Source organism: Actinomycetota bacterium, assembly GCA_030650795.1.
In the GTDB taxonomy this organism is placed as follows: Bacteria; Actinomycetota; Actinomycetes; order S36-B12; family S36-B12; genus UBA11398.
The window spans coordinates 85,665-101,775 of the sequence record JAUSDJ010000026.1 but is presented as its reverse complement, the minus strand read 5'-3'; the positions used below and the strand labels follow the sequence as shown (position 1 = coordinate 101,775).

Below are 16,111 nucleotides of genomic sequence, written 5' to 3'. Positions count from 1 at the left end.
CATATTGCCCATTGCGGGCGCTGCTTTCTCAAGGAACATACTGGAGAGCAGGGGTGTTGGATGGGTTATCGAAAGTATTTCGGGAGGCATCATGGCAAGCGAAGGTGGAGCGGCATTCGACGAGTTCGAGGCCGATGCCTTAGTGGCAAGTTCGGCTCAACGAGATTGGGTCGACGGTTCGATGCCTGCACTGTATTTGAGTCATGGAGCACCTCCTTTGTTCGACAACCCGCTGTGGATGCGCGAACTGCATGACTGGGCTTTGCGGATGCCGAAGCCAACCGGAATCGTTTGCATCAGCGCTCATTGGGAAGCCCGTCCCATCGCGGTAACTGCCGCCGGCCCAAACTCTCCGCTCGTCTACGACTTCGGTGGTTTCCATCCACGTTTCTACGCGATGAAATATGTCACCCCCGATGCGTCCGCACTCTCAGCCCGGGTGGTGGGTGAACTCTCGGGACTTGGCGGGGTGCGCCAGAGCAATCGAGGCACCGACCACGGAACCTGGGTTCCGTTGAAAGTGATGTATCCACTTGCGGACGTACCTGTCGTGCAAGTGAGCCTGCCAACGCATGATCCGGCCTTGCTCTTGAAGGTCGGCGAGCGCTTGAAAGCCCTTCGTGAAGAAGGCGTGCTCATCATCGGTTCCGGCTTCATGACCCATGGGCTGCCGTACCTCGATGCCAGCATGATGAGCGGAGCGGTGCCTGCTTGGTCCTCAGATTTCGATCTCTGGGTTCAGACGGCTTTACAGGCCGGCGACATTGATGCGCTGGCCAACTATTTGCAGCAAGCCCCCGGGCTGCCATATGCCCATCCCACGGTGGAGCACTTTGTGCCGCTGTTCGTCGCGCTCGGCGCTGCGAACGATCCCGGTTCTGGTCAGTCTGAAGTCGACGGCTATTTCTGGGGCCTTTCCAAGCGCAGCTTGTCCTTCTCCTAGGCCTTGGCCTTTCCACGTTGGTCAGCATGAGCACAGCCACGTCCAATCTGTCCCTTCTGCGACATACTTCAGAAGTGACTGCGCATCATCACGCCCCTGGCGGTGGGGAGATGACCACAACACAGATGCGTCGCAGGCTTGTCTATGCGTTGATGCTCTCGTTCGGCGTGCTGATCGTTTCGATTGTTGGCGGCCTGATCTCGGGCTCACTGGCACTTCTGGCCGATGCCGGACACATGCTGACCGACGTCACGGGCTTGCTGATCTCACTCATTGCGCTGACCCTGGCTGCGCGTCCTGCCACTTTGCACCGCACCTTCGGTCTGCTGAGATTGGAAATCCTCGCTGCCGCGGCCAACTCGCTCCTGTTGTTCTTGGTCGCCGGGCTCATCGCATTTGAAGCATGGCAACGCTGGCAGCAGCCATCGGCCATTGATGGCCCACTCATGCTGGGCTTCGCCACCATCGGCTTGATCGCGAACATCGTTGGAATGAGACTCCTGAGCGGGGGAGCCAAACAGAGTCTGAACCTCAAAGGCGCCTACCTCGAGATGATGGGTGATCTGCTCGGCTCGATTGCTGTCATCGCGGCGGCGCTCGGGATCTGGCTGACGGGTTGGGATCGCATTGACCCGCTGGCTTCGGTGGCTGTTGCGTTGATGATCCTGCCCAGAGCTTGGCTTCTGCTCAAGGAAGCCCTCGATATCTTGTTGGAGACCACGCCCCGATCCTTGAACCTGAGCGAGGTTCGAGAGCACCTGATGGGCCAGCCGAATGTCGTTGGTGTACACGATATGCATGCTTGGACCATCACTTCGGGCAAAGAGGTGATGAGCGCTCACGTTGTTGTTCGTACCCAGCAGCCGGCCTTCGATACGAGCATCCTGTTGAATGACCTGCAGTCATGCCTCGTCGGGCATTTCAACATTGCTCATTCAACCTTGCAGATTGAGCCGGAAGGCTTCGTGCATCCACCATCGGCAGTTCATGAATAACGTGGCGAAGTTCGCGTCGACAAGGGTGACCTATTCGCCCAAGGTCTTCATTCCGTTGACCACCTTGTGTCGCGATCGTTGCGGCTACTGCACCTTTGCCCAGTCACCTGCACATGTCGCGCCTTACCTCACCCTGGATCAGGTAGTGGAGATCGCACGCGCCGGAGCAGAACTTGGTTGTCATGAGGCGCTCTTCACTTTGGGGGAGGCTCCTGAAGATCGTTACCCGGTGGCACGGGACTGGCTTGATGAGCATGGCTACTCGTCAACTATTGATTACCTCGTTGCTGCCTGCCAAGCAGTGCTCGATGAAACCGGTTTACTGCCCCACGCGAACGCCGGCGCAATATCTCGCGAGGATCTGGCTCGACTACGAAAAGTCGCGCCAAGTCAAGGCATGATGATTGAGACTCTGCGCGGAGATCTGGCAGCGCATCGGGGAGCTCCGGACAAGACTCCTGAGCGGCGCCTGGCAACTCTTGAGTTCGCAGGTGAACTGCGCATTCCCTTCACCACCGGAATCCTTGTCGGCATTGGTGAGACTCGCGAGGATCGTATCGAGGCTCTTGAGGCGATCGCCGCGTCTCATGCCCGTCACGGTCACGTGCAGGAGGTCATCGTCCAGAACTTCATGCCAAAGTCAGACACAGTGATGCGCTTGTGGCCAGCGTGCCCGGAGGCCGATCACCTTGATGCAATCGCACTCGCGCGTGCGATCCTGCCGGCAGATGTGCATGTGCAGGCCCCGCCGAATCTTGTAGAGGATGCTGGGTCGCTCCTTGAAGCTGGCATTGATGACTTCGGCGGAATTTCTCCGATCACCGCCGATCATGTGAACCCAGAACGGCCGTGGCCGCAAATCGAGGATCTCCGCGCAATTGTGGAATCAAGAGGCCGTTCTCTCGTTCCTCGCTTGACCATCCACCCTGAATTCGCAAGAAATCCTGATGTGTGGATTGACCCCGCATTGCATTTTGCTGTGCAAGATCGTGGCGACGCTGAAGCGCTGGGGCGCGACGATGTTGGAGCCATGTTCCCTGAGCGATATGCCCAGGCTGCAAATGTCGGCACTGGTCCGGAGGTCGTGCAGATCGGACGACGATCTACCTCGTGGTACTCAGGTTCGGATCGCCTCCCAGGCATCTTGATCTCCAATGAACCGGCCGCAGAAGTGGGCGGAGCAGTCGGGGAGGTGTTGCAGGGAGTGCGGGCAGGTCAGGTACCCGGCGAGTCTGAACTGGTGACCTTGTTCGAGTCTCGTGGTGCCGAAGTGCGTGCAATCGCTGCTCTGGCTGATCAATTGCGCGCGGCGGTATCAGGCGAAGTCGTCACCTACGTACGCAATCGAAACATCAATTACACCAACGTCTGCACTTTCAAGTGCACTTTCTGCGCTTTCTCCAAGGGTCCAGCAACCCTGAATCTGCGCGGAGCCCCGTACTTGTTGACTACTGGTGAAGTGGCCGCCCGCGCAGTGGAGGCAGTCGAGCTCGGTGCCACTGAAGTCTGCCTGCAAGGTGGGATCCACCCTGACTTCAATGGTCAGTCGTACCTCGACATCTTGGCGGCTGTTCGTGACGCTGCGCCGAGTCTGCATCTGCACGCCTTCTCCGCATTGGAGGTGTGGGAGGGAGCCCGGCGTCTTGGCATACCGCTGCGCGAATTCCTCACGACCTTGCGGGAAGCAGGGTTGAAGTCCTTACCAGGCACCGCCGCTGAGATTCTTGACGATGAGATTCGAGCCATCATCTGTCCTGACAAAGTCAATACCGAGCAATGGCTGGAAGTGCACGAAACTGCGCACGAAGTCGGATTGCGATCCAATATCACGATCATGTTCGGGTCAGTCGAAAGACCAGTGCATTGGGCCAGGCACCTCATCCGCACTCGCGAATTGCAAGCCAGAACTCAGGGCTTTACCGAGTTTGTTCCACTTCCATTTGTGCACATGGCCGCACCGATGTATTTGAAGAAGGGCGCTCGCCGCGGACCAACATGGCGCGAGACCGTCTTAATGCACGCCGTTGGGCGTATTGCGTATCACGGATCTATCGACAATATCCAGGCGTCGTGGGTCAAGCTTGGCACTAGTGGTGCCCAACAATTGCTTCGTGCTGGGGTCAACGATCTTGGTGGCACTTTGATGGACGAGAACATCTCTCGTGCGGCGGGTGCCACGCACGGGCAGGGGATCACCGTTGAAGAATTTGCCGCGATCGCCGAGCCAATTGGACGCAGCGTTCAAGAACGTTCAACTTTGTACGTCCCTATCGGCGTCTCCGTGCTGAGCTGATTCGCCTTGCTCGACGTACCAAAGCGCTCGTATCTCGGCACTCCTGCAACCGCTCCCGGACCAAGCGGCCCGCAAATGCTGGCCGCCTTCGCCGCGATCAGGAGAAATCCACTGACCTATCTGCACGAGGTGTGGAGCAAATACGGTGACATCGCGCAATTTCCGATCCCTCGTCCGCCCAGCTACCTGCTCACTGATCCTGCTGCGGTCCGTCAAGTCCTTGTTGATCGTTCTCGTGACTACACCAAGGACACGCTGCAGTATCGAGCCCTTGCGCTGGTGACCGGACAAGGTCTCCTGGCAAGTCAGGATCCTCGAGGGAATCGACGCATTCTGCAGCCGGCTTTTCATCAGGAGCGGCTTTCATCGTTGGTACTGCAGGTGGATCAGTCTGGTCGCGATCTCGTTGACCAGTGGCTGTGCTTGCCACGCGACTCTGTAGTCGATGTCGGACATGCGATGGCCAAGGTGGCATTGGAGACGGTTGGGCATGCGCTCTTTGGCCAGGATCTATCTGACGATGCAGTACGTCTGGTCGATGCCACTCTTGAAGGCTTGGATGTCGTCATTGCCCGTGCGCGGGTACCGATCACACCCCCGTCGTGGATTCCCACTCCGCGCAATCGCCAGCTGATCAAAGCAAATGCCGAACTCGATGGTGCCGTCGACCGATTGCTGAGTTCTCGAAGAATGGAGCCGGGGAGTGCGCGGACCAACGATGTCCTCGATTTGCTGATACAGGCGCAGGGTGAGTCGGGCAGCGGACTGACGTCATCTCAGATCCGCGACGAGATCGTCACAATGATTGTGGCCGGGCATGAGACGGTGGCTTCTGCATTGACCTGGTGCATTGCCCTTCTCGCGGAGCACCAGGACATTCAGAAGCGTGTTCGCGTCGAAGTTGACGCGGTTGTGACGGACCAGACGATGACCATGGACGACCTTGTTCGATTGCCGTTGGTGCGCGCAGTGATTGACGAAGCGATGCGGCTCTATCCGCCAGCCTGGTTGATCACGCGCAAGGCGCTTATCGACGACGAGTTGACGCAGGCCAGAATTCCAGCTGGGTCGCTGGTCATCATGAGCCCCTATCTGATTCACCGCCATCCCGACTACTGGACTCGGCCAGAAGTCTTCGAGCCGGATCGTTTCCTGAACGGCGCTATCGATCGATCCGCTTATATCCCCTTTGGTGCGGGTCCGCGCTTGTGCATTGGGCGCGATTTCGCCTATGCAGAGCAAATTGCCTTGCTCGCTCGGCTCGTCTCGCGCTTCGAATTGGTCTTTCCCGCAGGATCGAACTTTCCTCAATTTGATCCAGCAGTCACGATGCGCCCGATCGGCGGCGTGCAACTCAGGGTTGTTGCTCGCAACTAACCACCCTTGGTGATGTACTCCATCAATGCACTGCGTTCGACCTCTAGTTGATCAAGCCGAAGTTTCACAAGGTCGCCAATGCTCACGATTCCCATCAATGCGAGCGACTCATCGACGATCGGCAGGTGTCGCACTCGCTGATTCGTCATCACCTCCATTGCATGTTCCACCGTGTTAGTGGCCAGTAGGGCGCAGACTTCCGGACTCATGACTTCAGCAACTTGAGTCTGTGCGAGTTCAAGGCGGTCGGCTATTGCGCGCACGACATCGCGCTCTGACGCGAGCCCGAGAATGTGCTCGCCGTCCTCCGAAACGACTGCAGCACCAATGTGGTTCTCAGCCAACACACTTGCCAGTCCGAAGACGGTTGCTCCGGGTCGAATAGTGACCACGTGCGAGCCCTTATTTGCCAAGATCGTTGAGAGTTGCATGTGACTCCAATCCACGGCGTGGTATTTGCATGATGCTCCTCTGCGCCGAGAAAGTCACTAGTGGAGGAGTTCCTTTACCTGATCGTGTAGACGGCTGTTTGTTGAGAGCAGCGAACCGCTTGTCATCGGGTCGGTGCCGTCGAAAGCCGTCGCTGCGCCTCCGGCTTCGCGCACTATCGGGATGAGCGCTGCCATATCCCACCTGCCTAGCTCTGGTTCAGCTGCAATGTCGACGGCACCCTCCGCTACCAGCATGTGCGACCAAAAATCTCCGTATGCCCGCTGCCGGTAAGTGGAGCTCAACAATCCCTCCAGAGTCCCAGCTGTCCATCCGACCGCATCAGAGTACGAAAGCGAGGCCATGCTGAGTGCCTCGATTTGACTCACTCGCAAGGCAATTGGCGGGTGAGTGTTTGCACTCACCCAGGCGCCGGATCCAACTGCGGCCCACCATCGCCGAGCAAGCGCTGGTGCAGAGACGACGCCAAGCACAGGCAGGCCATTGATGCTCAGCGCGATCAAGGTCGCCCACACCGGTACTCCGCGCAGGTAATTCTTGGTGCCGTCGATGGGATCCAAGATCCATTGGCGAGAGTTCGAATCATCAGTAGAGCCGAACTCCTCTCCGAGAATCGCGTCCCCGGGGCGGTGTTTGGCCAGGAGTTCGCGCAAGGCCTGTTCCGTTGATCGATCGGCATCGGTAACTGGAGTGAGATCGGCCTTGGTCTCCACCTGAAGAGAATCGGAGCCGAATCGATCCATGGTGATGGCATCGGCAACATCGGCCATCGCAATTGCAAGGGACAGATCGTCGGCAAGGCCTGCAAGGCTTGCCTCAGAAGCTCGCGTCGACATGAGTCTGAATGTAGTGCGAAGCCAAACCAAACTCGTAGGCTCCGGAGGTATGTCGGATCTCGTCACTGTCGGTGGCCTACCTCTGCATCCACTTGTTGTACATCTCGTAGTGGTAGTTGTGCCGATGACCTTTGCTGGTGCCTTCCTGATTGCTGTGTGGCCAAAATTCTCAAGACGATTTGGGCCGCTGATTGCGATTGGTGCCGTGCTCGGACTGGTGGGGGCAATCATCGCTCGCCAAGCGGGCGAGCAGTTGGCACCCGTGGTGGGAGTGAGCGCGGATCACTTGGCTTGGGGCGAGCGGGCTCCCTGGTGGATCGGCGCTTTCAGCATTGCAGTCATCGCGTTCTGGCTGGTTGATCGAGGCATTCCTGCTAATCGGCCCCGCCCGGTGTGGGTGCACGTGTTTGCAGGGGTCATGGTGTTGCTCGGCGTCATTGCCTTGATTCAGGTGCTAGGTGCGGGTCACAGCGGTTCTGAAACCCTATGGATCCCGCTGCTTCAATAGGCGTCAGATTGGGCTGTCGGCGCCGGTTGAGTCAAGAGTCGACGAAGCGACAGCAAGCGATCCTGCACATTTGCTGGCTGCTGTTGGATCCACTCGTTGAGTCCGCAATCAGGCTCGTCGTGCGAGCACGCGCGGGGACAGTTGGCGATCCCAGGCTCAAGATCTGGGAATGCGCGAATGAATTGGTCCGGGTCTACATGCGCGAGTCCGAAGGATCGAATGCCTGGAGTGTCGATGATCCAACCACCGCCTACCAGAGCCAAGGCCAAGGCACTGGTTGACGTATGTCGGCCCTTGCCGGTCACGGTATTGACGTGACCCGTGCTTCGCGCTGAGCCCGGAACGATCGCATTTACGAGAGTCGATTTACCGACGCCTGAATGGCCGAGCACAACGGTGAGTTCATCACTCAAGGCCTCGCGCAGCTCTTCGGGCGGCACCCGACTCGTCACGGTGAATACCGGCAGGTCGAGTGGCCCGTACATCGAATACAAGGCTTCAGGGCTGGCGAGATCAGTCTTGGTGATGATCAAGATTGGTTGGATGTCGGCATCGAAGGCCGCCACGAGCGCTCGGTCGATCAAGCCGAATGAAGGCTCGGGATCTGCCGTCGACGTCACTATGGCCATCTGGCTGGCGTTGGCGACGATGATGCGTTCCACCGGATCTACATCGTCGGCAGTTCGACGCAGATTCGACGTGCGTTCCTGTCTGCGAACAATGCGCGCGAGGTCATCGGTGCCAGAAGTGTCAGAACCAATGAGGGCAACGAGATCACCGACGACGATTCCCTTGCGTCCCAGTTCGCGTGACTTGATGGCGAAGATCTGTTTCCCCATGGCGATTTCATCGCTGGCTGAACTCAGCGCAACAGTGAAGCGACCGCGATCAACGGCGATGACCATTCCGGTTTCAGCTTCAGTGTGAGCCGGTCGTTCTTTAGTCCGCGGCCTGGACTTCGTGCGGCCGGGACGAATGCGCACGTCATCTTCATCCCACCGTTCGTGGGTCTTCATATTTGTCACGGCATCGACGAGCCCTCGACCATTGAAACCCACCTGCGAGCAAAGTTGGGCAAGGTCTTGTCTGTGGTGTTGATGTCTTCTACCTCGACGCCGCCTATTCGAAGTCCGATCACTGCGCCAGCTGTGGCCATGCGATGGTCGTCGTAGCTGGCAAACCTTCCGGCATGTAGGAAACTGGGTCGAATATGCAGACCGTCGGCGGTTTCGACAACATCGCCGCCGAGGTGGTTGATCTCGTGCGTGAGAGCGGCGAGTCGATCGCTCTCGTGACCTCGCAGATGTCCGATACCGCGAAAACGACTCTCGCTCACAGCCAGGCAGGCCAGTGCCGCAAGGGTAGGCGTGAGTTCACCGACTTCGCTGAGATCAACATCGATGCCGTGGATCTCGCCGCTCATTGAAGCGGTCAGTCCGCCCACGTGATGCGCGATTGTTGCGCCCATGGCCCCGAGGAGATCGCGAAGTGCGTCGCCTGCCTGAGTGGTGTTCGTGGGCCAGTCAGGGATCGTGATTGAGCCTTTTGTCACCAGAGCTGCGGCAAGAAAGGGGGCAGCGTTGGAGAGATCCGGCTCGATGACTCGGTCAACGGCCTTGATCGGCTGAGGTCGCACCTTCCAGGTGTTGAGGTCTTCTCGCTCCACTGTGACGCCGTGCTCAGCAAGCATGCTGATGGTCATGTCGATGTGGGGCTGACTTGGAACCGGATCGCCGACGTGCCGGATCGTTAGGCCTGTACCGAAGCAAGCTCCCACAAGCAGCAGGGCCGAGACAAATTGACTCGAAGCCGAGGCATCGATCGTGATCTCGCCGCCGTGCAGCCGACCTCTGCCCTGCACTGTGAAGGGCAGAGAGTCAGATCCAACGATCCCGACCCCAAGTGCGCGCAAGGCATTCAAGGTCGTTGCCATCGGCCGTCGACGCGCACCCTCGTCACCATCGAAGTGGATCTCACCGGTGGCCAATGCAGCTACGGCTGGGACGAATCTCATCACGGTTCCAGCAAGGCCAACATCGATGCTTGCGGGTCCAAGCAGGCGGCCCGGAGTAACCAGGACACGAGCGTTGCCCACTGCAGAGATCTCGCTCACCTGGATCCCCACACCAAGTGCCTGAAGGGCAGCGACCATCAGTCGCGTATCGCGCGCATCAAGTGCCTGCTCGATCGTGCTTGGGCCGTCGGAAAGGGCTGCCAAGACCAGGGCTCGGTTCGTGGCAGATTTCGAACCGGGGATACGCACCGTGGCGTGAAGCGGCTCGACGGCCCGGGGCGCGTCCCAATGCAGCGGCGAAGGAGCGGTCATTGCCTCAAGGGTAGTGCTCGGATCAGCCCAACCATGGCAGCGAGGCTGGGAATACTGTTCGCTGCCCTTGCGTTCATGTAGGTGTGCTCAAGGTCTTGGACTACGTGAAGTTGGATCCGAGTACCGTAGGCTCCATAGAGATGACGACAGAAACCAAGGACGAGAAGGCAGCACGCTTTGAGCGCGATGTCATGCCGTTTCTTGACTCCCTCTACGGAGCAGCCCTGCGGATGACTCGCAATCCGGCTGACGCTGAGGACCTCGTACAAGAAACCACGCTGAAGGCCTTCGCCGCCTTTGATTCCTTCACCGAAGGCACCAACCTTCGCGCTTGGCTGTTTCGGATTCTGACCAACAGCTACATCAATCAGTACCGCAAGAAGCAGCGTCAGCCCTTTCAGACCAGTGCAGATGAACTCACCGACGGTGAGTTGAATGAAGTTGGCGAGCACCTGGGCATGCGCTCGGCCGAGGCCGAAGCCCTTGATCATCTTGCTGACGCAGAGATCGTGGAAGCACTTGCTGCGCTGCCTGATGACTTTCGGATGGCCGTCTATCTCGCCGATGTTGAAGGCTTTGCCTACAAGGAGATCGCCGAGATCATGCAGACTCCCGTTGGCACGGTGATGTCTCGCTTGAGTCGCGGACGCAAGCTTCTGCGAGGGCTGTTGCGCGAGTACGCTGCCGAGCGCGGCTTTGTAGCCCAGGAGGTGGGTTCATGAGTTGCGGCAATCATCACGACGTGCCTTGTGTTGAAGTGCTGTCACTGATGTGGGTGTACATCGATAACGAGATCGATGATGGTCATCGCTTTGAAGTGACGGTGCATTTGCAGGAGTGCCCGCCATGCGCAGACCACTACACCGCGGAGCAAATCGTGCAAGCTCGCATTCGCCGCTGTTGCACTGCGATGGAAACGCCACAAGAACTGCGCACTCGGATCGTCAGCCAGATCCAGGCAAGCCTGCGTTCGAACTGAATCTTGCGCCGCGCCGCTTCGTCATTCCATTGACGCTTCCGCGTACGCTCAACTGCTGTGGGCACCGTCCAAGAACTGGCAGAGGAACGCACTGATCTGCACCCTGAAGAAGTCGACAGACTTCAACAGATCATTGGCGCCTGGGGGCTCATCGCAGATCTCTCGCTGAGTGATCTCGTGCTGTGGGTGCCAACTTGGAACAACGCAGGCGCTCTTGCTGCTGCACTCGTGCGACCAACTACAGCTTCAACGACTGTTGAAGAGGATTTAGTCGGTCGGTTCGTGCCACGCGGCCGGCTTCCTGAGATCGATCAGGCACTGCACTTTGGTCGAGCCGTTGGCAACGCCTTCCCAATCAAGTCGTCTCATGAACCCGATGGTCGCGTTATCGGCGTGATTGTCCGGTCCTCCTCGCCTGCATCTCGTGTTGCCGGACATCTCGAGGAGGTCTACCTGCGTTGCTCGGAGGACCTCCTGCACATGATGGTGGCCGGGGACTTCCCGCCACCGGAATTTGTGGGGGAGACGAGCGAATCCCCTCGAGTCGGGGATGGACTTGTCCGACTCAACGGGGAAGGCACCGTGACCTACGCCAGCCCCAATGCCATGAGCGTCTTGCGCCGTCTGGGTCTTGCCGCCGACTTGGTCGGTGCCGACTTGGCAAGCCTGCTAGTTCGCCTCTCGCATCGACACGGGCCAATGGATCAGAATCTGGCCCTTATTGCTGGCGGCCGGATCGCCGGTCAATCAGAGGTTGAAAATGCTCGGGCAGTCGCACTCGTGCACGGCATCCCATTGAGCGCTCTCGGTCGGGAGCCTGGAGCACTCATTCTCGTGCGAGACATCACCGACGTTCGTCGTCGTGAGCGCGCGCTGATGTCAGCTGACACCACTATTCGTGAAATCCATCACCGCGTGAAGAACAATCTGCAAACAGTGGCAGCGCTGCTGCGAATGCAGGGCAGGCGAGCCCAAAGCGAGGAGACTCGGCTTGCTCTGGGCGAAGCTGAGCTTCGAGTGGCAGCCATCGCCGTGGTGCACGAGACCTTGTCGCGCCAAATAGACGAGACAGTCGAATTCGACGAAGTGACCGATCGAATCATTCAGCTTGTGCGTGAGCTCGCGCCGGCGCTTGGCGGCACGACCTCGCCAGCGATCCAACGGACGGGTTCGGCCGGGTTGCTGGGAGCTGAGGTCGCGATGCCGCTGGCAATGTGCGTTTCGGAACTCCTGCAGAACGCCGTGGAGCATGCCCAGGCATCAGTCATTGAGGTTCGCGTCCGCCGCGAGCCAGATGCGCTGGTCACCTGTGTGTGCGATGACGGACTGGGAATGCCTGCAGACCTCGCCGAAACCGGGGATGTAGCAGGAGGCCTTGGCCTCCAGATCGTGCATTCGCTGGTGGGCGAATTACAGGGTTCTGTTGAGATTTCGGTGGATTTCGGCACCACGGTAATGATTACCGTGCCCTTGGACGAAGAAAGCCTAGATTGAGCCGCGGGCGCGCAAGCGGGCGTTTCGGCGCTTAAGGGCGCGCCGCTCGTCCTCGCTCAAGCCACCCCAGACGCCAGCATCCTGGCCAGTCTCCAGGGCCCAGCGCAGGCACTCATCGACGACGGAACAACGACGGCAAACAACTTTGGCTTCCTCGATCTGAACCAAGGCAGGTCCGGTGTTACCAATCGGGAAGAACAGCTCCGGGTCTTCCTCTCGGCAGGCTGACTCGTGTCGCCAGTCCATGCGCACTCAACTCCATCATCAAAAAGGGCACTGGGGTTACCAGTGCTCGTGATTGCTTTCACGTACCCCGGCCATCGGATGGGGGCGACCCTAGGGGTCTCCTGGTCGTCCCCCGGAGGAAGGCGGCCGGTGCCGATCAGCAACGGGCGAAGTAAAGGGTTACATGGGCGGGCTAGCCGCGCAAGGGGCGCGCCGAAAAATACGGCCCTTTGGCTGTCACTTTCATCACAGAAGCGGCTTTCTTCCGCTTTGAGGGGAATATGTTCAGACAATCACCGTGAGAGCAGCCGGATCGGACGCGAATCTGACCTCGGTTACCTCGCCCATCCCTTCACCATCAATTTGGAATGCCATCGGCTTCAGGGCCGAGACGGTGAACTCCTGCTCGTCATGCCAGGAGATCACGGACGAAAGGGCGCTGGGCTTGCGGTGAACAAGGAGCCGCTTGGTGCTCTGCAGCGCGGTTGGCACGTCGATCTTGCGCAGTCCGAACAGATCCAAGCCTGAATTGAAGTCCGCGGCCGGGCACATCTGAATGGGCCAGTTGCCGAAGTAGGTCCATGGGGTGGTGTTCTGCACCAAGCTCAAGAAGACATCGTTAATGACCTGATCGCCCCGCGTCAGCGTCAGTTGCGGAACCCGACTACGAGCCGATTTGATCATCGTGGAGGCCATGGTTGCGAGGTAGCGTGAAGGAGAGGCTTTGCGGCCACGGCGGCGCTTGTGCTCCATCGCCGCGATGACCTCGGCATCCAGTCCGACGCCGGCGTTTACGGTGAACCATCGTTCATTAGCTCGACCAAGGCCGATCGTGCGATTGCGGCCTTGTTTGATTCCCTCGAGCAGATGTGCCCCTGCTTCGACGAGGTCATTGGGAATGCCCAAGGCACGGGCAAAGACGTTCGCGCTGCCGCCAGGCAAAGTCGCCAACTGAGTGCGGGGCGCAGGTCCGTCGCTGATGAGTCCATTCACCACTTCGTTGATGATGCCATCGCCGCCAACGGTGATGACTACATCCAGATCGGCAGCCCGCGCTTGTTTGCCCAGTGCGATGCCGTGGCCGCGATGCTCAGTGTTGACGACTTCAAGTTGCAGCGCGTCGGCAAAGGCGTGGATGACGAGATCAGTCATGCGCCGCGAGGTAGTGGTCGCCTGTGGATTCACAATCAGCAGAGCGCGCATTCACGCACCCTAGCGAGGCTGCTAGCAATGCAGGGAACCGTAGAGTGTCGCTCGTGCCTGTTCCTCGCCAATTCATTTTCCTTGGCGCCCTTGCCGCGCTGGAGGGCTTAGCCTTGCTCGCATATGCGATTGTCGTCGGCATCAATGTCGTGAGCGGCGGATCCTACGGAGTCATCGGCAATTCGACATCAGCAATGGTGATCGAGATCGCGATCTTCACCCTGCTTGGACTCGGATTGGTCAAAGTGGCCTTTGCTTGGATTCGGATGAGTCGGTGGGCTCGAGGACCGTTCATCATGGCTCAACTCATTGGCTTGCTGGCCGGCATCAGTTTTGTTTTCAGCGGATTTGAAGAACAGCTGTTGCCCGGCTTGATGCTTGCGGTCCCCTCGATCCTCGGCTTGATCCTCTCCTTCAATCCCTCAGTACTGCGGACTTATTCGGACTCCTACCGCCGCCCGGGTTCAGATGTCGGCTAGTGCCTGCCTCAGTTGAGTCAGGCTGCGCGAAATGATGCGCGAGACCTGCATCTGGGAGAGCTGAAGATCCTCGGCAATCTGGCTCTGGGTTCGACCTCGATAGAAGCGCTGTTCGATTACTCGTCGGTCCAGCCCTGGCAGGCCGGACAGCGCCTGAAGAACCACGAGACGCGTTTCCACTTCTTCGAAATCTGTGTCAATTGCTGCTGGAACTGCCGGCGGAGCATCCTCTGCTTCCAGACTCACGGTCGAACGCGCGTAATTGGCCTCAATTGCCTCCAGCACCGCCTCTTGGCTGGTAGCGACTTCCTCCGCAATCTCCGCCACTGTGGGGGAACGTCCGTGGTGTTGGGTGAGATGGTCAACTGCCCTGGAAACCTTCGACACCAACTCTTGCAGGCGACCGGGAACTTTGACGCTCGAGGAGTGGTCGCGTAGGTGGTGGAGGATTGCTCCAGTGATCGAAGGCACCGCATAGCTGCTGAACGAGGTGCCTTGGGCTGGATCGAAGTGATCAACGGCGTGAATGAGACCGACAATGCCGACTTGGACAAGATCCTCGTAGTCAGATGAACCGCGAAAACGACGGGCGACATGGTGAACCAGGCCGATGTGCGCGGCAATCTGCTCCGCGCGCTTTTGGATATCCATTTCAGCGAAAGGTGGGTGTTACGCATGGGCCTCTTGGGGTTCCCGGACGCGCACATGAATTGCCAGTCGACCCTGTTCGACTTTTGCGCTGAGCTCGTCAGCCAGCGCACTCAGCACTGTCCACGAGAAGGAATCCGTGGGGAGATCGGTATTCAATTGCGTGGGCCCGGAAACGATGAAGCGAAGATCGCCCGGAGCTTCTTCAAACACACATTCAACTGTTGAGTCTTCCTGGGCGAACGAGATGACCTGCGCGAAAGCTTCATCGATGGCCAAGCGGGCATCTTCCAGGCGGTCGTAGGTCAGATTGCAATGAGCAGCGATCGATGCAGCGGTCGTCCGCAGGACACTTGCATAGCCCGGCTCAGCAGGCAGATTGATCAAGACCGTCATGATTACCTCCGTTGAGCTATGTGTTCTGAGCGTAGATCCAGTCTTGGCAACTTCTGCTGTTCAACGTGCAGGTGTCGGCACAGCTGCGACAAAAAGAAACGGGCCCGAGGCCAGAAGCCTCGAGCCCGCTGCAAAGGCCACTACGCGGCCTTGGTCTCCCAGAAGATCGCGGCAATCTCGTCGATCTTGGCGAGCAGTTCATCGGCCACAGCAACATCGTTTGTCCCCTTGGTGCCACCGGCACCTGCGAGCTTGGTCGCCTGATTGAAGAGCTCGTTCAGGTTCGGGTACTTCTCGAAGTGCGGTGCCTTGAAGTAGTCAGTCCACAGCACCCATAGGTGCTCCTTGACCATGGTCGAACGGGCCTCCTTGATCGAGACGGCGCGAGCCTTGAAGTCTGGATCTTCGGAGCCGTGGTACTTCGTCATACAGGCCTTAACAGACTCTGCTTCGAGTCGGGCCGGTGCTGGGTCATAGATGCCACACGGCAGATCGCAGTGTGCGTAAGCAGTCTGGCGTGGGGCGAATACACGGGTAAACATCAACCATCCCTTTCGTTGGGGAGAAATCGGACTCAGCCTAGTGCGGGAGCCTGACTCAGTTTGCGGAAGGATGCAGGGATGCTCGGGCTCACTGCGATTGCCATCGCTGGCTCCTCGATGGAACCATCGCTGCGCTCAGGCCACTGGTGGTTGGTGCGTCGAACACGCGATGTTCGACCCGGTCAGTTGATCGTGTTCTGGCATCCCGTTCGTACGGACCTGCTCACCGTCAAGCGTGTTGATCATCGTCGGCCTGAAGGCTGGTGGGTGCTCGGCGACAACGCAGCTGCCAGCGACGACAGTCGATTCTTTGGCGTCGTTGATCCGGCAAGGGTGGTGGGCAGGCTCGTGCTTCGCTATCGGCCCTTGATTCCCCTGACGAGAAGTTGAGGTTGGCCGGATACGCGCAGTCCCGCG

General features: G+C 58.8%; 19 protein-coding genes. 10 read left to right on the top strand and 9 right to left on the bottom strand.

Features of this window, described 5'->3' with window-relative positions; genetic code table 11:
• The first annotated feature begins 91 nt into the window (after positions 1 to 91).
• From Q7L55_08235 to Q7L55_08220, 4 genes are read left to right on the top strand one after another with little or no spacing between them, the layout of a single operon-like run.
• Positions 92 to 943: a class III extradiol ring-cleavage dioxygenase gene (locus tag Q7L55_08235; GenBank protein MDO8732543.1), complete on the top strand. Its 852-nt coding sequence runs from the start codon at positions 92 to 94 to the stop codon at positions 941 to 943.
• Positions 944 to 969: 26 nt separating this feature from the next.
• Positions 970 to 1,938 (top strand): cation diffusion facilitator family transporter, encoded by a 969-nt coding sequence (locus tag Q7L55_08230; GenBank protein MDO8732542.1) that lies wholly within the window; start codon positions 970 to 972, stop codon positions 1,936 to 1,938.
• Positions 1,931 to 4,231 carry a 5-amino-6-(D-ribitylamino)uracil--L-tyrosine 4-hydroxyphenyl transferase CofH gene (cofH, locus tag Q7L55_08225; GenBank protein ID MDO8732541.1) on the top strand — a complete coding sequence of 767 codons (2,301 nt, stop codon included), beginning with the start codon at positions 1,931 to 1,933 and terminating at the stop codon, positions 4,229 to 4,231. Before Q7L55_08230 ends, cofH begins: the two co-directional genes overlap by 8 nt.
• Positions 4,232 to 4,237: 6 nt before the next feature.
• The gene (locus tag Q7L55_08220; protein ID MDO8732540.1) at positions 4,238 to 5,608 is read left to right on the top strand and encodes a cytochrome P450; all 1,371 of its coding nucleotides are present in this window, start codon (positions 4,238 to 4,240) and stop codon (positions 5,606 to 5,608) included.
• Here the strand turns inward: Q7L55_08220 and Q7L55_08215 are convergent.
• Both Q7L55_08215 and Q7L55_08210 read right to left on the bottom strand, forming a co-directional pair.
• Positions 5,605 to 6,039 (bottom strand): CBS domain-containing protein, encoded by a 435-nt coding sequence (locus Q7L55_08215; protein ID MDO8732539.1) that lies wholly within the window; start codon positions 6,037 to 6,039, stop codon positions 5,605 to 5,607. The genes Q7L55_08220 and Q7L55_08215 overlap by 4 nt on opposite strands.
• Before the next feature lie 57 nt (positions 6,040 to 6,096).
• Positions 6,097 to 6,894: an inositol monophosphatase family protein gene (locus tag Q7L55_08210; protein ID MDO8732538.1), complete on the bottom strand. Its 798-nt coding sequence runs from the start codon at positions 6,892 to 6,894 to the stop codon at positions 6,097 to 6,099.
• A 49-nt stretch (positions 6,895 to 6,943) separates the two neighbouring features.
• Between Q7L55_08210 and Q7L55_08205 the strand changes: the two genes are divergently transcribed.
• Positions 6,944 to 7,402: a hypothetical protein gene (locus Q7L55_08205; protein MDO8732537.1), complete on the top strand. Its 459-nt coding sequence runs from the start codon at positions 6,944 to 6,946 to the stop codon at positions 7,400 to 7,402.
• Here the strand turns inward: Q7L55_08205 and rsgA are convergent.
• Positions 7,396 to 8,418 (bottom strand): ribosome small subunit-dependent GTPase A, encoded by a 1,023-nt coding sequence (rsgA, locus tag Q7L55_08200; protein MDO8732536.1) that lies wholly within the window; start codon positions 8,416 to 8,418, stop codon positions 7,396 to 7,398. The two genes, Q7L55_08205 and rsgA, sit on opposite strands and share 7 nt — an antisense overlap.
• A 5-nt stretch (positions 8,419 to 8,423) precedes the next feature.
• Positions 8,424 to 9,728 carry a 3-phosphoshikimate 1-carboxyvinyltransferase gene (gene aroA / locus Q7L55_08195; protein MDO8732535.1) on the bottom strand — a complete coding sequence of 435 codons (1,305 nt, stop codon included), beginning with the start codon at positions 9,726 to 9,728 and terminating at the stop codon, positions 8,424 to 8,426.
• A gap of 140 nt (positions 9,729 to 9,868) precedes the next feature.
• Here aroA and Q7L55_08190 point away from each other — a divergent pair, with 140 nt between their 5' ends.
• Genes Q7L55_08190 through Q7L55_08180 form a run of 3 tightly spaced genes read left to right on the top strand, consistent with a single transcriptional unit; the run spans position 9,869 to position 12,201 of the window.
• Positions 9,869 to 10,450 carry a sigma-70 family RNA polymerase sigma factor gene (locus Q7L55_08190; GenBank protein ID MDO8732534.1) on the top strand — a complete coding sequence of 194 codons (582 nt, stop codon included), beginning with the start codon at positions 9,869 to 9,871 and terminating at the stop codon, positions 10,448 to 10,450.
• Entirely contained in the window at positions 10,447 to 10,707 is a 261-nt protein-coding gene (gene rsrA / locus Q7L55_08185; protein ID MDO8732533.1) for a mycothiol system anti-sigma-R factor, read from the top strand. Before Q7L55_08190 ends, rsrA begins: the two co-directional genes overlap by 4 nt.
• Positions 10,708 to 10,764: 57 nt before the next feature.
• Positions 10,765 to 12,201, top strand: a complete 1,437-nt coding sequence (locus tag Q7L55_08180; protein MDO8732532.1) for a histidine kinase N-terminal domain-containing protein — start codon at positions 10,765 to 10,767, stop codon at positions 12,199 to 12,201.
• On the opposite strand, the gene Q7L55_08175 is transcribed toward Q7L55_08180, so the two are convergent.
• Entirely contained in the window at positions 12,193 to 12,447 is a 255-nt protein-coding gene (locus Q7L55_08175) for a WhiB family transcriptional regulator (GenBank protein ID MDO8732531.1), read from the bottom strand. The genes Q7L55_08180 and Q7L55_08175 overlap by 9 nt on opposite strands.
• A gap of 264 nt (positions 12,448 to 12,711) precedes the next feature.
• Positions 12,712 to 13,629 carry a diacylglycerol kinase family protein gene (locus Q7L55_08170; GenBank protein ID MDO8732530.1) on the bottom strand — a complete coding sequence of 306 codons (918 nt, stop codon included), beginning with the start codon at positions 13,627 to 13,629 and terminating at the stop codon, positions 12,712 to 12,714.
• 53 nt (positions 13,630 to 13,682) lie between these two features.
• Between Q7L55_08170 and Q7L55_08165 the strand changes: the two genes are divergently transcribed.
• Positions 13,683 to 14,108, top strand: coding sequence for a hypothetical protein (locus tag Q7L55_08165; protein MDO8732529.1), 426 nt, complete (start codon positions 13,683 to 13,685; stop codon positions 14,106 to 14,108).
• On the opposite strand, the gene Q7L55_08160 is transcribed toward Q7L55_08165, so the two are convergent.
• The 3 genes from Q7L55_08160 to sodN form a co-directional block, all read right to left on the bottom strand.
• The gene (locus Q7L55_08160; GenBank protein ID MDO8732528.1) at positions 14,094 to 14,759 is read right to left on the bottom strand and encodes a sigma-70 family RNA polymerase sigma factor; all 666 of its coding nucleotides are present in this window, start codon (positions 14,757 to 14,759) and stop codon (positions 14,094 to 14,096) included. The two genes, Q7L55_08165 and Q7L55_08160, sit on opposite strands and share 15 nt — an antisense overlap.
• Before the next feature lie 18 nt (positions 14,760 to 14,777).
• Complete coding sequence (locus Q7L55_08155) at positions 14,778 to 15,152, bottom strand: hypothetical protein (protein MDO8732527.1); 375 nt, start codon at positions 15,150 to 15,152, stop codon at positions 14,778 to 14,780.
• Between the two features lie 140 nt (positions 15,153 to 15,292).
• Positions 15,293 to 15,694: a superoxide dismutase, Ni gene (sodN, locus tag Q7L55_08150; GenBank protein MDO8732526.1), complete on the bottom strand. Its 402-nt coding sequence runs from the start codon at positions 15,692 to 15,694 to the stop codon at positions 15,293 to 15,295.
• Positions 15,695 to 15,772: 78 nt separating this feature from the next.
• On the opposite strand from sodN, the gene sodX reads away from it, so the two are divergent.
• Positions 15,773 to 16,084, top strand: coding sequence for a nickel-type superoxide dismutase maturation protease (gene sodX / locus Q7L55_08145; protein MDO8732525.1), 312 nt, complete (start codon positions 15,773 to 15,775; stop codon positions 16,082 to 16,084).
• The last annotated feature ends 27 nt before the right edge of the window (positions 16,085 to 16,111 follow it).